Genomic DNA, 13,702 nt, shown 5'->3' with positions numbered 1-13,702 from the left:
TCCTATCCGTCCCGGCGGCGCTCACGCAACACGGCGGGCAAGCCGAAATAGATGGGCGGCCGCAAGGAGACTTCCGGCGCACGGACGGAGAATCCGCTGCCACCGGATCCTGCGCCACTGGGTCCGCTGCCATCGGATCCTGCGCCAGCAGATCCTGTGTCGCTCGCCCCGCCCAGTGCCCATGCGCTTTCCCAGCTGATGAGCTCGCCGGCGTGGCAGACGGGATCGCCGCCGCCGTAGGGCGGTTCGGCCCACAGCCACAGGTTGATGCCGTACTCGATGAAGGTGAGCTTCTCTCCCTGTTCCCGGACGGTGTTCTCCTCGACCAGTGCCGCACGCACCCTCGCCGAGGTGGTCTCGAGCTCCGTCCACCCGTCCTGTCAGTGGGGAAGGAAGATCCACGTCCCCGCGGGGACGTCGGCGGGCACAACCTCCTTCGCGGTTATGACTGTGACGAACTCGTCCGTGGCACGGGCGTCGGTGTCTGAACCAGCGCTGCCGAGAAGGTCGGCGAAGCAGGTGCGGGCCACCTCGGCGGTGGGGGAGACGATGAGAATGTGGGGCGTCTCGGCCCGGACCTCGGCAAGACTGAGGCGGGTGAAGGTGTTTGCTCGCATCCTCGCGAGCACCTGGATCCAGTGGCCGGGAACCGGGGCGTCAGTGATCAGGCGATTCGTCTCGGGTCGTTCTGCATCGTGTCGCAAGATCGCCTCCCTCTTCCTTCGTCATGGACGAATGCGTTCTCCTCCACCATGGCACGAACCGGTGACCTGCCTCAGCTCTTTTCCTGTTTCCCTGTGGCCTTACGGTGCTGACTGGGCCGGACGCCGTACTCGCGGTGGAAGGCGGTACTCAGAGAGTAGCCGCTGGAATAGCCGACCTCGTGAGCCACGGACTCGACTGTGGCATCGGTGCGCTCGAGGAGGTCGGCGGCCAGACACAGTCGCCACCCGTTCAGATACGACATCGGAGGCTCGCCCAGCAGATCGGTGAAGCGGCGCGCCAACGTGGCACGCGAAACAAGCGCCTGACGCGCCAGCGACTCGACGGTCCAACCTCGGTCTGGGGCCTCGTGCATGGCTGTCAACGCGGTGCCCACGATCGGATCTGAACTTGCCCGATACCAGCCCGGTGCCCTCGCCTCAGGCAAGGCGAACCAGTCACGCAGGGCACCTGCGAGCACCAGATCGAGCAATCGGTCGAGGATGGCCTGCTGGCCCGGTTCCTCACGCAGGATCTCTGCCTCCATCAGCTGCAACGCCGCTGTGCGCTGCACGGCCCGCGGCACGACGAGGACCCGTGGCAGAGTGTTCAGCAGGCGATCGGCGATGCGCCCCGTGACGGTGAAGGAGCCGGTCAGCATGGCGTCATCTGCATCTAACTGCACCCCGCACGTTCGAGCGCCCAGCGCGATGTTCTCGGACTGCGCGCCGCCATCAGCGAAGCAGACTCCGGTCTGGGTCTGAACGTACATGGGGATGGGGTTCGCTGCGGGGTCGCTGGTCACGTCGAAGGGTGCAGGTCCGACGACGATGGCGATGTCGTGTGCGGAGAGCTGATGGGATTCTTCGCCGTCGACGATCCATGCTTCCCCGCGCAGCATCGTGATCAGGGACAGGGAAGCGTCCTCTGCGAAGGTGGCGCACCAGGGCGGGTTCGCGAGAGTCCGGCCTACCAGTGCGCCGGAGGAGCGGATGTGTGTGAGTACATCGGAAAGTGTGTCCACACCCCCAGTTTAGACGCTGAATGATCTTTATGAGACTGTGGGCGATTCTGCGTCTCACTCATGTGCGGTGAGATTGGCATATGAACACATTTCATGAACCTACGCCAGGCCGCGCCCACTGGGTCTACACGCACCCCCGGGCAGATTCCTTCAACCAGCAGTTGTTTCGGGCAGGTTGCTCTGTTCTGTCCGAACATTATGACGTGACTGTGTCCGACCTCTACGCCGACGGATTCGACCCGGCACTGAGTGAGCGTGATCTGGGAAGCCTGTCCACGGTCCCCGGCAACATCTCGGACCTGGCAGGCGAGGCGTATGCACGCGGCGAAGTTGAACCCGAGGTCAGGCGGGAACAGGAGAACCTGGCTGCCTCCGAGCTGCTGGTGCTGCAGTTTCCGCTCTGGTGGTACGGGCCTCCCGCAATGCTGAAGGGGTGGCTTGACCGGGTGCTGCAGACCGGATTCGCACAGGGGGACGTCGACGAGGACACGGGGCTGCCGCGCCGGTATGGCGACGGTCGGTTGATGGGGAGGAAGGCTCTGATCATTGTCACCGCTGGGGATGACCAGCGCACGCTGAGCCCGCGCGGTATCAGCGGCGACTTGGAATCCCTGCTCTTCCCGTTGACGCATGGTGCCTTGTGGTATGTGGGGATCGAAGTGCTTGACCTTCACGTGGTCTATGACGTGGACGGTATCGGCGACGCCGGGCGCGAGGAGGAACGACAGCGACTGACGGACCGGCTGGCGGGCCTTCCCCGCGAGCGGGTCCGCCCGTATCGGACGCTGCTGGGAGGAGATTATGACCGCAGGACCCGGGCCCTGGTCGACGATGTGAACCCCGGACGCCTGGACTTGGGCATCCACCTCAGCGACTGAAGGGGCAGGGGGAGTGACCTGCGCGACGTCGATAACGAATGCGTCTCTATGTGTCCGCCGGTCGTGCAACGGCCACGATTCAGTCATATCATTTCTGTAGTGGATCGGGGGCCGGCAGCATTGCCGGTCACGGTCCACGACCACATTCCCACCCTTGTGCACGACTGGACACCCATGCCATTTTCCGCCTTCCTCAGCCATGCCTCGACGCGCCTGCGCGCTGGCATAGTCTTCGCCTTCATCACAATCCTCAGCCTCACCCTCCTCTCCGCCTGCGCCGACGGCGGCGACGTCGAGACCAGCGCCGATGACGCATCCTGGACTTCGGAAACCAGCCCCGCGACTGAAGAGGCCACGGAGTCGGAAGCCGAGCCCGAGACCACAGCACCGAACGAGGACGCCGAGGACAGCGAAGGCCAGGACACGCCAGAGGAGACAGAACAGGGCCGAGCCGGCGGAACGACTGCCGGTACAGCTCTCGCGATGCTTCAGGAGCTGGAGGTCAAGGGCCGGGCTCCGAAGACCGGCTACGATGCGGACCTGTTCAAGTGGCGATCGGATGCCGACCACAATGGCTGCGACACCCGCAATGACGTGCTGCGCCGGGACCTGAGCGACATCACCCTCAAGGCTGGAACGAAGGGCTGCGTCGTCATCGCCGGCGATCTGAACGACAAGTACAAGGGCGAGACCTACGCCTTCGACCGCGACCCGAACAACATCGACATCGACCACATCGTTGCCCGCTCCAACGCCTGGCAGACCGGTGCCGCGAAGTTCGACGAGGACACGCTCAAGGAATTCGGCAACGACCCGCTCAACCTGCTGGCCGTGGACTCGAGCCTCAACCGGCAGAAGGGCGACGGGGACGCCGCGACCTGGCTGCCGCCGGCCAAGAGCTACCGCTGCGAATACGTCTCCCGCCAGATCGCGATCAAGCACAAGTACGAGCTGTGGGTCGTCAAAGCCGAGAAGTCCGCGATGGAACGAGTCCTCAGCGCGTGTGATGATCAGCCCGCGTTCACGAAGAACGTCGCCTGGCCAGAACCCGGCGCGGGTGACAATGTGAAGACCTCAGAAGACACCCTTACGAAGAAGAGGCCGGCATCGTCCGGTTCGAAGTCGAGTTCCGGTTCCAAGGGCGATTCGGGTGAGAAGTCGACGTCATCCGGCTCGGGATCGTCGGGCTCGGTCTTCTACAAGAACTGCACCGCGGTTCGTGACGCCGGTGCCGCACCTGTTCGCCGAGGTGACCCCGGGTATGCGTCTCACCTTGACCGTGATGGTGATGGAATCGGCTGCGAATAGTCGTCGAAGCGGCCGAGCGTGAGAGTTTTATGACAGTTTCGATTTCAACAGATAACGAATCGGTTACCGAATGCTCAGGGTCGTTCCCTATAGTGACAACCTGCCCTAGCATTTCAAGCGTGTCCAATTCGATGAACTCCGCAGTCGCGACTCGCAGCACTCGAATTCGGGCAATGTCCCTTTTTGCCATATTTGTCCTTGCCTTGCTCTCCGGGTGCGGCGGCAGCGGCTCAAGTCAGGTCGACGGAAGCGAAGTTGCCTGGTCGACCGGCGGAGGCGGCACAGCAGATTCCGACCCGGTTCCCTCCCGACCTTCAGCCTCGGCGGCACCCGGCCAGGAAACTCGACCGCACAATGACCAGGAAGTGCCCGCGAATTCAGGTCGTGATGTCGCCGCGCAGAACGAGTCGAAGCCTGCAGCCGATGGTGAAGACGGCAGCGATTCTCCACAGGACAGCGCAGGTACCGCCGGGTTGAGCCCGGCACGGTCGATGCTCGACGAGCTTGAGGTCAAGGTCAAAGACCACAGGACCGGTTACGACCCGGAACTCTTCGACTGGACCTCGGACGTCGATGACAACGGCTGCGATACACGCAACGATGCGCTCAGACGCGACCTCAAGGAACTTAAGATCGAGGCGGAGACCAACGGCTGTGTTGCCATCGCCGGTGATCTCGAAGACAAATACCTTGGTGAGTCATACGCCTTCGAGCGTGGATCCGCCAATGTCGACGTCGATTACATCGTCTCCGGCTCCAACGCCTGGCAGACCGGTGCCGCAGGCATGTCCATCGACGAACTGCGGGAGTTCGGAAACGACCCGCTCAATCTGCTGACCGTGAGCGCAAATGTCATTCGACAGAAGGGCGGCGGCGACGCAGCCGCATGGCTGCCGCCGAACGAGGACTTCCGATGCGAATACGTATCCCGACAGATCGCGATCAAGCACAAGTACGGACTGTGGGTGGCCTCTGCTGAGAAGGACGCGATGGAGGCCGTGCTCGACACGTGTGCGGATCAGCCCGCCTTCGACGGGGAAGTAGCCTGGCCGGAACCGGGCGAGGGCGAGAGTGTCAGTGCCGAATCAGCCACCGAAGAGACCCCCGCAGGGACTTCGGACGAGCCCTCGGAAGCAAACTCAGCAGAATCCTCAGCGAGTCCGAGCGATGGCGCCACAAACCCGAATGACGGCGACGCGAGCTCACCTGACGGCGGCGCGGATGGTTCGACCGATGAAGCAGAGACCGCCGCACCAGAGAAATAGACCGCGCGCTACTAGGCTTCCAGCGGGAAGACGAGCAGACTGCCGGAAGCCGTGGCGACAGTCTTGCCCTTGTTGTCGACGACTTCGCCTTCGGAGAAGATCACTCGGCGACCGGGCTTGACGACTCGACCTGTGGCGACAAGCAGCCCGCTGTCGGCTGTAACCGGGCGCAGGTAGTTGACCTTGATCTCAATCGAGGTATAGCCGGTGCCCTTCGGCAAGGTGGTGTGCGCCGCGCACCCGAGTGCCGAGTCGAGCAGGGTGCAGACCAATCCTCCGTGAACCATGCCGATCGGGTTGTAATGGGACTCATCGGGACGGCAGTGGAATGTGACCGTGCCCTCGCCCACCTCGGCGATCTCCATGCCCATATGGGAGCCGATGGGTGCCCCGGGGATTTCGCCGGCAGCCATCTTGCGCAGGTAGTCGATGCCGTCCAGCGTCGGCAGAAGTGCCAGTCCCTCCGAGGGGTCGCTCCACGTCACCGTTGTTTCGCGAGTGTGTGTTTGCCTGCTCATCTCAGTTGGCTTCCTTCGGCATGGGGACGTTCTGCAGGCGCAGCTGGCCGCGGGCAAGAACTTTGTCCGAAGAGGTGTCGGTGATGATGACCTCCCACAGCTGTTGGGTCCGGCCCTGGTGCAGGGCAGTGCCCTCGACTGCGACACGGGCACCGGTGGTCGGGCGCAGGAAGTCGGTGGCGTTGTGGATGCCGACGGCGAACTCGCCGCGCTCGCCCACGGCGTGGCTGGCGCCGATGCTTCCCGTGCTCTCCACGAGCGTTGTGTACACGCCGCCGTGGACGACGCCCCAGGGCGTGTGATGGTCGGAGCCCAGGTCGGCATGGCCGCGGACAGTTGTATTCGTGACCTCGTCGATGATGAGTCCCGAGGCGGCGACGAAGCGACTGGCTGTCTCAAGCGAGACGTCTGGAAGTGAGTCTGACTGCGGATTCATGAGTTCCCCTTCGAGCTGGCTGAATAATTTGAAGTTAGCCTACAATGGATCAGGCGGTCAAACGAAGGAGCGCATATGGACTGGCTGGATTTCGATACTGCAGACTGCTCGATCCAGAAGACCCTGGATGTCATCGGGGAGAAGTGGACCGTGCTCATCCTCCGTGAGGCGTTCAATGGAGTGCGCAGGTTCGACCAGATCCGTGACCATGTCGGCGTCTCGGACCCGGTGCTCTCCGACCGGCTGCGCAAGCTTGTCACCGCGGGAGTCCTGACGGCGAAGCCCTATCGCGAAGTAGGTCAGCGGGCCCGCAAGGAATACCGGCTGACGGACAAGGGCCTCGACCTCTACCCGGTGATGATCTCGCTGCTGCGCTGGGGAGATAGGCACGGTGGCGGCCAGGACGTCGGATCGGGCGGTCCGCCACTCGAAGTGCTGCATCGCGACTGCGGCCAACCAGTGAATGCTGTCGTCGAGTGCGCCGCGGGTCATCCCATTTCCTCACCTCGGGAATCCGTGACCCGCATGAGCGACGCCGAGCGGACCCGCGCGAGCTGAGGTCGAGCGCATTGCCAGCGGCGGGCCGGCTCAGGAGAAGAGCGTGATCCCGAAGATCGCGAACACGACGAGGTGGGCCGCACCGTGGATGGCTGTGACCTTCTTCGCCGCAAACGTCGTCACCGACAGCAGCAGCGTGACCGCGAGCAGAAGCAGGTTCGCCGGGGACTCCGCCAGCACGATCGGCTGATCGGTGAGCAGCCCGATGAGCAGCACCGTCGGAATCGTCAGCCCCACCGTGGATACCTGCGCACCGTGGCACAGGTTGCTCACCCGCTGGATTTCGCCCTGCCATGCGGCCCTGATTGAGGTGATCGTCTCCGGGAGGAAGACGATGAGTGCGATGACGACACCCGACAGAGCCACAGGAGCGCCGAGGCGGCCCAGGCCGTCATCGAGCAGCGACGCCATATCGTGGGAGAGCAGTACGATCGGAGTGACCGTGGCGATGAGCAGCGCCAGACGCACGATGATCTCGATGCGGTGGGTGGAGATGATCTCGACGATGCTCAGTTTCGGTGGCATGGAATCGCTCGCACCCACCTCGGCGGGGATCTGGGTCAGTCGCGGATCGACCTCGTGGAAGTCTGCGGCCTGGGCACCCATCTGACGGTAGAGGAAGAAGGCGTAGATGCCGATCGTGAGGACGATGATCGGGATCTCCTGCCATTCCTCGTAGCTGCCGTTCGCGCCGATGAGCGCCGGCAGGGCGAAGGCGAGAGCGGCGAGGACGATGATGAGTGACAGATACGTCGAGACGCCCGTGCGGTTATGGGCGAGGCTGCCGTGGCGCAGCCCCGCGACGAGCAGACACAGGCCGATGACGGCATTGAGAATGATCATCGACACAGCCATGACTGAGTCGCGAGCGATCGTGGCGTGCTCTCCGGGGCCCAGGAGGACGGCAGCGATGAGCACCACCTCGATGAGCACGATCGAGAGCGTGAGCACCAGCGAACCATAGGGATCGCCGAGGCGGCGGGCCAGATGCTCGGCCTCGTGGACGACGCCGAAGGCGCAGATGAGGATGACGCCGACGATGACGATCAGGGCGCTGACGAGGAGCGGGCCCGCAACGGGCGGAGTCAGCAGTGGGCCTGCGAAGAGGAGAGCGGCGAAGGCGCCCCAGCCGAGGATCAGGCGAACGATGGCGGAGGGAGTGAGGATGCTGCGAATGGCGGCAGTCATGAGGGCATTCCTGTTCTTCGAGGCCGTCCTCATCGTGACTGATTGCGTTCGGGTCGTCCCGACCGTTTCTAGCTGCTGTTGCTCACTTCTCAGGGTATCGAGACCGGTGTGCGCAGGACAAACTGCGGCCCCATCGGAGCCGACCGTGCGCTGTGCGCAATCACGAGACGATCGAGGCGTCGATGAGCGCCGGGCCCGATGCTTCGAGTGCCTCCCGATAGGCGGCGGCGAACTCGGCACGGGTCGATGTCTGCTTGGCCGGTACTCCGTAGCCCTGGGCCAGGGCGACGAAGTCGATGCCGCCCAGGGTCAGACCAGGAACCTTGGGCACGCCCATGCGCTGTGCAAAGCCGGCCAAGGCGCCGTAGCCGGAGTTGTTGATGATGACGAACACGGTTCGCGTCTGCAGCTGGGCGGCCGTGTACAGCGCGGTGATGCCGTAGTTCGCGGAGCCGTCACCGACGGTCGCAACGATCGTCTTCTCCGGTGCTCCGATCGACATTCCGACGGCAACAGGCAGCCCGAAGCCCAGACCGCCGGAGGCTGGGAAGCTGTACATTCCGGGTCGGTCGATGGCGACCCGTTCGAGGTAGTCGAGGTCCAGCGTGGTGGTCTCATTGACGTAGGACACCGTGTCATTGACGTGCTCGTTGAGCACTTCGAGTACCTCTCCGCCGGTCATTCCCTCCGCCGAGGTGGCCGCTGGGCTCATGATCCGTGAACCGCGCTCGCCGCGACGGGCACCGCGATCGGCGATCTGCTTCGCAAGCGTCACGGTGGTGCTGGCGACATCGGTGATGACGGCTTGGCCGAACGGTGCCCGGGTGGCCTCGCGCGGGTCCTGGGTGATCTGGATGACCTCGGTGCCGGGGGTGAGATAGTTCGAGGGCTCCCAGCGGTGATATCTGAACACGGCCGCACCCAGAACCAGGACGACATCATGGTCGGCCAATTGGTCCCGCACTGACTGGATCCCGGGGACAAGGACTCCCTCGAAGTTCGGGTGGGTCGTCGGGAAGGGACAGCGGGTGGGCGACGGGGCGATGTAGACGGAGGCGTCGAGCTTCTCCGCCAGCGACATCGCTGCTTCCATGACGCTCGAGTCAGCAACGGCGGCGGCATCCACCTGGGGGCCGACCACGAGAGCCGGACGCTTCGCACCGTTGAGGGAGGTGAGCAGCTCCTGTTCGAGCTCCGGATCGATACCACGCCCGGTCGAGACCGATCGCTGCGGCAACAGGTCGTCATCGTCGAGTGCCGGTTCGCCCCAATCGTCCAAGGGCACCGAAACATAGACGGGACCGCTCGGCTGGGTGACGGCTTCGAATGCGGCTTGGGACAGGGTCCGGGGGACGTCGGCGGCAGACAACGGCTCGTGGGAGTACTTCACCAGCGGCGTCGGCAGTGCGGCGGCATCCGCGCTGGCCAGCATCGCTTCTAGACCGACCGTCCGGCGGACCTGCTGGCCGGCGAGGACAACCAGCGGAACGTGGCCATAATGAGCGTTGGTCAGCGCTCCCATACCGTTGCCGGACCCGGACGCAGCGTGCAGGTTCACCAGGACCGGACGCCCGGTGACGCGTGAAAAGCCTTCGGCCATGCCGACGACGACCTGTTCATGCAGGCCGAGGACGAAGCGGAAATCATCGCCGAGTCCCGCGAGGAATGGCAATTCGTTCGATCCGGGGTTGCCGAATATCGTCATCATTCCGTGGGCGCGGAAGACATCCAGGCTTGCCTGAAGGACAGTCTTGGTCATTGACCTCTCTGCTTTCGTTCAAGGGAGTGGTTCGTGTCGCATCTTACGCAGGGGACAGGAACGCCGCGATGCGTTCCAAGGTCGTTTCTGCCAATGAGTAGTACGACCAGATACCGCGCTTCTCACGGTGAAGGACTCCCGCGTCGACGAGGGTCTTGAGGTGGTGTGAGACCGTGGGCTGGCCCAGTCCGACCGGATCGATGAGATCGCACGCGCAGGCCTCATTGTCCTCGTGCGCGGCAACCAGTGAGACCAGGCGCAGACGGGTAGGGTCGGCGAGCGCTTTGAGGATCCGGGCGAAATCCTGGGCCTCGTCCAGGCCCAGGGGCTCAGCAGTCAGGGGAGCGCAGCAGGCCGCCGAGGCGGGTGCGGGCAAAGTCTGTTCAGCAGTCACCAGTCCATTATGCCCACATATTGACAGTTGTCGATATGTGGTGGTTGTATTCATATCGATACCCATCGATGTTTGTGGCGGGCTCGGCTGTGACCGGGCGATGCCTGTCATGATCAGAAGCGTCCGAGGAGTTCGATGAGCACCCCCGTCACCGCTACCAGTGAACCGGCCCAGGCCAAACTGTCCACCCTTGACCGTTTCCTGCCGGTGTGGATCATCGCAACGATGGTGCTTGGTCTGCTGCTCGGCCGCCTCGTGCCGGGACTCGGGTCGGCACTGGACTCGATCAGGGTCGCCGACGTGTCGCTGCCGATTGCTCTGGGCCTCTTGGTGATGATGTATCCGGTGCTGGCCAAAGTCCGCTACAACGAGACCGGCCGGGTGCTGGCCGATAAGAAGCTGATGATCACCTCTCTGCTCATCAACTGGCTGGCGGCTCCGACATTCATGTTCGCCCTCGCCTGGATCTTCTTGCCTGACCTCCCCGAATACAGGACAGGGCTCATCATCGTCGGCCTCGCCCGCTGCATCGCCATGGTCCTCATCTGGAACGACCTCGCCTGTGGAGACCGTGAAGCCGCGGCCGTCCTCGTTGCGATCAACTCGGTGTTCCAGGTCCTCGCCTTCGGTCTCCTCGGCTGGTTCTACCTGCAGTGGCTGCCGAACCTCCTCGGGTTGCCGACGACCAGCGGAGAGTTCTCATTCTGGGCGATCACGCTCAGCGTCCTCGTCTTTCTCGGCATCCCGCTGTTGGCCGGTTTCCTCACCCGTACCATCGGTGAGAAGACCAAGGGGCAGACCTGGTACGAAGACCGCTTCCTGCCGAAGATCGGTCCCTTCGCGCTCTACGGCCTCCTGTTCACCATCGTCCTGCTCTTCGCTCTCCAAGGCGATGAGATCACCTCGAATCCCTTGAGCGTCGCCCGCATCGCACTGCCGCTGTTCATCTACTTCACCGTCGTCTTCGCCCTCGGCATGGTTGTGGGACGCGCCCTTCGCCTCGGGTATGAGAAGACGACCACGCTGGCCTTCACCGCTGCCGGAAACAACTTCGAACTCGCCATCGCCGTAGCTATCGGCACCTACGGAGTCGCCTCCGGGCAGGCCTTGGCCGGAGTCGTCGGCCCACTCATCGAGGTCCCCATCCTCGTCGCCCTCGTCTACGTAGCACTATGGTCACGACGCCGCTTCTTCCCCGAAGGTGCCGCAGGCCAGATGTCGCCGAATCGACAGGAGTCGTACTCATGACTTCAACCGAAACGAAGCCCGCCGTCCTCTTCGTCTGCGTGCACAACGCCGGCCGGTCGCAGATGGCGGCAGGTACGAGGACTGGGAACTTGACGACCCGGCAGGTCAGGGAATCGAGGCCGTGCGCACCATCCGCGACGACATCCGTGCCCACGTCGAGACCCTGCTGACCAGCCTGTCCATATCCAGGGCTTCTGCAGATGACGCACTCCCAGACAGGATGACTCATGACTGACATCACCACAGGCGAACTCCCCGTAGCCGTCATCGGTGCCGGGCCGGTTGGTCTTGCTGCCGCGGCGCACGTCATCGCTCGCGACATGGAGCCGCTCGTCCTCGAGGCAGGTGCGACACCTGCGGCCGCTGTCAGTGTGTGGGGCCACATCGGTCTCTTCTCACCGTGGAAGTACAACATCGACCAGGCTGCACGAGCGCTGCTCGGGCCGACAGGATGGGTGGAGCCCAATGGCGACCACCTGCCCACCGGGGCTGAACTCGTCACCGAGTACCTCGCTCCATTGGCCGCGACCCCACAGCTGAGCAACGCGATCCGCACGCAGACACGAGTCATTGCGATCAGCCGCGTCGGCAAGGATCGCACCCGCACCCCGGGACGCGGCGACACTCCATTCCTCGTGCGAACTCAGAACGGGCGTGGAGAAATTTTGGATCATGTCGTGCGCGCCGTCATCGACACCTCAGGAACCTGGGAGACACCGAATCCACTCGGCCAGGCTGGACTGTCGGCACTCGGTGAAGACGAGGCCCGCGAGGCCGGGCTCGTGAGCTCACCGCTGCCCGATGTCCTCGGCCGGGACCGTGCGCAGTTCGCTGGCCGTCACACTCTTGTCGTTGGGGCCGGTCACTCGGCGGCCAACACTCTGCTGGCTCTGGGAGAGCTCCGCGAGGCCGAACCGACCACCCGCATCAGCTGGGCCATACGAGGAACTGACCCTGCCGGTGTCTACGGCGGTGGCGACCAGGACGGACTCCCAGCCCGCGGAACTCTGGGCACCCGACTGCGCAACCTCGTCGAAGCCGGACGTATTGAGGTCCACACCTCGGTGACCATCACGAGGCTAGGCATCACGGACCCGAGCGCCACCTCGGCGACCAGTGTAGGGCACGACGACACAGCTTCAGGCACTGCAAGCGAACTCATCGTCACCGGTACCACTCCAGACGGATCAGTGTCGCTCGACGTTGACCGGGTAGTGCCAGCCACAGGGTTCCGCCCTGACCTCAGCTTCCTCCGCGAGATCCGACTCGATCTCGACCCGATCGTCGAGGCGCCCACAGGCCTGGGCCCACTCATCGATCCGGAATACCACAGCTGTGGAACCGTCGCGCCACACGGTGCTCGCCTCCTGGCCCACCCGGAGAAGGACTTCTACATCGCAGGTATGAAGTCCTACGGTCGCGCGCCGACGTTCCTCATGGCCACCGGTTATGAACAGGTTCGCTCTATCGTCGCCGCGATCGCCGGCGATCAGGAAGCGGCCGACAAGGTCGAGCTCGTGCTTCCGGAGACCGGAGTGTGCTCGGCCGACATCGGTTCGTCATGCGAGTCGACCTCAGCCGAGGTTGGCGTCGAAGCCGCAGAATCGGATTCGTGCTGCGATTCTCCCGCACAGCCAGTTACGCTAGGTATCCCCTCCGGGCTGGAGCACGGTCGCAGCACCACTGTGGCAACAGACTGAATCAGACGTTATGAGCTCTGCCCTGCCTTCTGCGCACCCGTGACTGCCGAGGCGCCCAGGTCTCCCTTCGGCAGCGGCTCCTGAGCAGTCAGTGCCTGAGTCCAGGCCTCGGTGGTCGCGACGGAGGCCCAGTTCGAATGCAGGAGTGCCATCAGCGTCGTGTGCACGGTCTTGGCATCGGCGAAGCCGGCATCATTGGCGATGTTGATGGCACCGGTCGCATCGGAGAGCACCTCCGTGGTGAAGCCGAGAACCTCGGCGCCTGCTGCCGAGGAGAGGATGCAGTTATTGGTCATATAGCCCACGAGGGTGACAGTGTCGACGCCCTTCTCGCGCAGCCATGCTTCGAGATCGGTGTCGGCGTAGACGGAGCCGTATTCCTTGACCACTGACTTCCAGGAATCGACCTGGCGCTGAGCGACCTCTGGGTGGAGTGCGAACCCGGGCTCGTTCGGATTGAAGACCGGGGCTTCGGTGCCCATCGTGTGCTGGAAGACGGCGACCGGGATGTCGGCGGCAGCCGCAGCGTCGATGGCCGCAGTGATCTTCGGCAGTGACTGGTCATGGCTCGGGTACTGGATCTCCAAGGGGCCGTCGAAGTACTGCTGCTGCACATCGACGAGGACAAGGGCACGGCGGGCGGTAGTCATATCGAATCTCCAAGATGTCGTTAGTAGGGACGTGGCGCGCAACTGCGGCACATCTCAAGTGTGCGAGAGCCGAC

At 63.8% G+C, this 13,702-nt stretch carries 15 protein-coding genes and 1 pseudogene; 7 read left to right on the top strand and 9 right to left on the bottom strand.

Going from position 1 to position 13,702, the window contains the following annotated elements:
- Window positions 1–2: 2 nt before the first annotated feature.
- The 3 genes from HX613_RS18415 to HX613_RS22815 all read right to left on the bottom strand — a co-directional run bounded on the left by HX613_RS18415 (window position 3) and on the right by HX613_RS22815 (window position 1,726).
- Window positions 3–341 carry a hypothetical protein gene (locus HX613_RS18415; RefSeq protein ID WP_235346658.1) on the bottom strand — a complete coding sequence of 113 codons (339 nt, stop codon included), beginning with the start codon at window positions 339–341 and terminating at the stop codon, window positions 3–5.
- Window positions 342–380: 39 nt separating this feature from the next.
- Complete coding sequence (locus HX613_RS18410; protein WP_235346657.1) at window positions 381–704, bottom strand: hypothetical protein; 324 nt, start codon at window positions 702–704, stop codon at window positions 381–383.
- 71 nt (window positions 705–775) lie between these two features.
- Window positions 776–1,726 (bottom strand): AraC family transcriptional regulator, encoded by a 951-nt coding sequence (locus tag HX613_RS22815; RefSeq protein WP_235346656.1) that lies wholly within the window; start codon window positions 1,724–1,726, stop codon window positions 776–778.
- Between the two features lie 80 nt (window positions 1,727–1,806).
- Here HX613_RS22815 and HX613_RS18400 point away from each other — a divergent pair, with 80 nt between their 5' ends.
- The 3 genes from HX613_RS18400 (at window position 1,807) to HX613_RS18390 (ending at window position 5,177) form a co-directional block, all read left to right on the top strand.
- A complete protein-coding gene (locus tag HX613_RS18400; protein ID WP_235346655.1) occupies window positions 1,807–2,604 on the top strand; it encodes an NAD(P)H-dependent oxidoreductase in 798 nt (265 codons plus the stop codon).
- Between the two features lie 174 nt (window positions 2,605–2,778).
- The gene (locus HX613_RS18395; RefSeq protein WP_235346654.1) at window positions 2,779–3,912 is read left to right on the top strand and encodes a GmrSD restriction endonuclease domain-containing protein; all 1,134 of its coding nucleotides are present in this window, start codon (window positions 2,779–2,781) and stop codon (window positions 3,910–3,912) included.
- Window positions 3,913–4,085: 173 nt separating this feature from the next.
- Window positions 4,086–5,177, top strand: a complete 1,092-nt coding sequence (locus HX613_RS18390) for an HNH endonuclease family protein (protein WP_235346653.1) — start codon at window positions 4,086–4,088, stop codon at window positions 5,175–5,177.
- Between the two features lie 11 nt (window positions 5,178–5,188).
- Here the strand turns inward: HX613_RS18390 and HX613_RS18385 are convergent, their stop codons facing one another.
- Together HX613_RS18385 and HX613_RS18380 are read right to left on the bottom strand one after the other, a co-directional pair.
- Window positions 5,189–5,695, bottom strand: a complete 507-nt coding sequence (locus tag HX613_RS18385) for a PaaI family thioesterase (protein ID WP_235346652.1) — start codon at window positions 5,693–5,695, stop codon at window positions 5,189–5,191.
- A gap of 1 nt (window position 5,696) precedes the next feature.
- A complete protein-coding gene (locus HX613_RS18380; protein WP_235346651.1) occupies window positions 5,697–6,131 on the bottom strand; it encodes a PaaI family thioesterase in 435 nt (144 codons plus the stop codon).
- A 75-nt stretch (window positions 6,132–6,206) separates the two neighbouring features.
- Here HX613_RS18380 and HX613_RS18375 point away from each other — a divergent pair, with 75 nt between their 5' ends.
- Window positions 6,207–6,689 (top strand): winged helix-turn-helix transcriptional regulator, encoded by a 483-nt coding sequence (locus HX613_RS18375; protein ID WP_235346650.1) that lies wholly within the window; start codon window positions 6,207–6,209, stop codon window positions 6,687–6,689.
- A gap of 30 nt (window positions 6,690–6,719) precedes the next feature.
- Here HX613_RS18375 and HX613_RS18370 read toward each other — a convergent pair whose 3' ends face one another.
- From HX613_RS18370 to HX613_RS18360, 3 genes are all read right to left on the bottom strand, one after another.
- Window positions 6,720–7,877 carry a calcium:proton antiporter gene (locus tag HX613_RS18370; protein WP_235346649.1) on the bottom strand — a complete coding sequence of 386 codons (1,158 nt, stop codon included), beginning with the start codon at window positions 7,875–7,877 and terminating at the stop codon, window positions 6,720–6,722.
- 160 nt (window positions 7,878–8,037) lie between these two features.
- Window positions 8,038–9,636, bottom strand: a complete 1,599-nt coding sequence (gene mdlC, locus HX613_RS18365; protein ID WP_235346648.1) for a benzoylformate decarboxylase — start codon at window positions 9,634–9,636, stop codon at window positions 8,038–8,040.
- 43 nt (window positions 9,637–9,679) lie between these two features.
- Window positions 9,680–10,030: an ArsR/SmtB family transcription factor gene (locus HX613_RS18360; protein ID WP_235346647.1), complete on the bottom strand. Its 351-nt coding sequence runs from the start codon at window positions 10,028–10,030 to the stop codon at window positions 9,680–9,682.
- 135 nt (window positions 10,031–10,165) lie between these two features.
- Here HX613_RS18360 and arsB point away from each other — a divergent pair, with 135 nt between their 5' ends.
- From arsB to HX613_RS18345, 3 genes and pseudogenes are all read left to right on the top strand, one after another.
- The gene (gene arsB, locus HX613_RS18355) at window positions 10,166–11,278 is read left to right on the top strand and encodes an ACR3 family arsenite efflux transporter (protein ID WP_235346646.1); all 1,113 of its coding nucleotides are present in this window, start codon (window positions 10,166–10,168) and stop codon (window positions 11,276–11,278) included.
- Window positions 11,279–11,330: 52 nt separating this feature from the next.
- A pseudogene (locus HX613_RS18350) lies at window positions 11,331–11,513 on the top strand (hypothetical protein); the annotation flags it as partial.
- A complete protein-coding gene (locus HX613_RS18345) occupies window positions 11,506–12,978 on the top strand; it encodes a flavoprotein (protein ID WP_235346645.1) in 1,473 nt (490 codons plus the stop codon). The pseudogene HX613_RS18350 and the gene HX613_RS18345, both read left to right, overlap by 8 nt.
- A gap of 8 nt (window positions 12,979–12,986) precedes the next feature.
- On the opposite strand, the gene HX613_RS18340 is transcribed toward HX613_RS18345, so the two are convergent.
- Window positions 12,987–13,628, bottom strand: coding sequence for an isochorismatase family protein (locus HX613_RS18340; protein ID WP_235346644.1), 642 nt, complete (start codon window positions 13,626–13,628; stop codon window positions 12,987–12,989).
- Window positions 13,629–13,702 lie beyond the last annotated feature (74 nt).

The organism is Brevibacterium sp. UCMA 11754 (assembly GCF_021532275.1).
Lineage (GTDB): Bacteria > Actinomycetota > Actinomycetes > Actinomycetales > Brevibacteriaceae > Brevibacterium.
The sequence above is the reverse complement of the archived record's forward strand: the minus strand, read 5'-3'. Positions and strand labels throughout refer to the sequence as shown.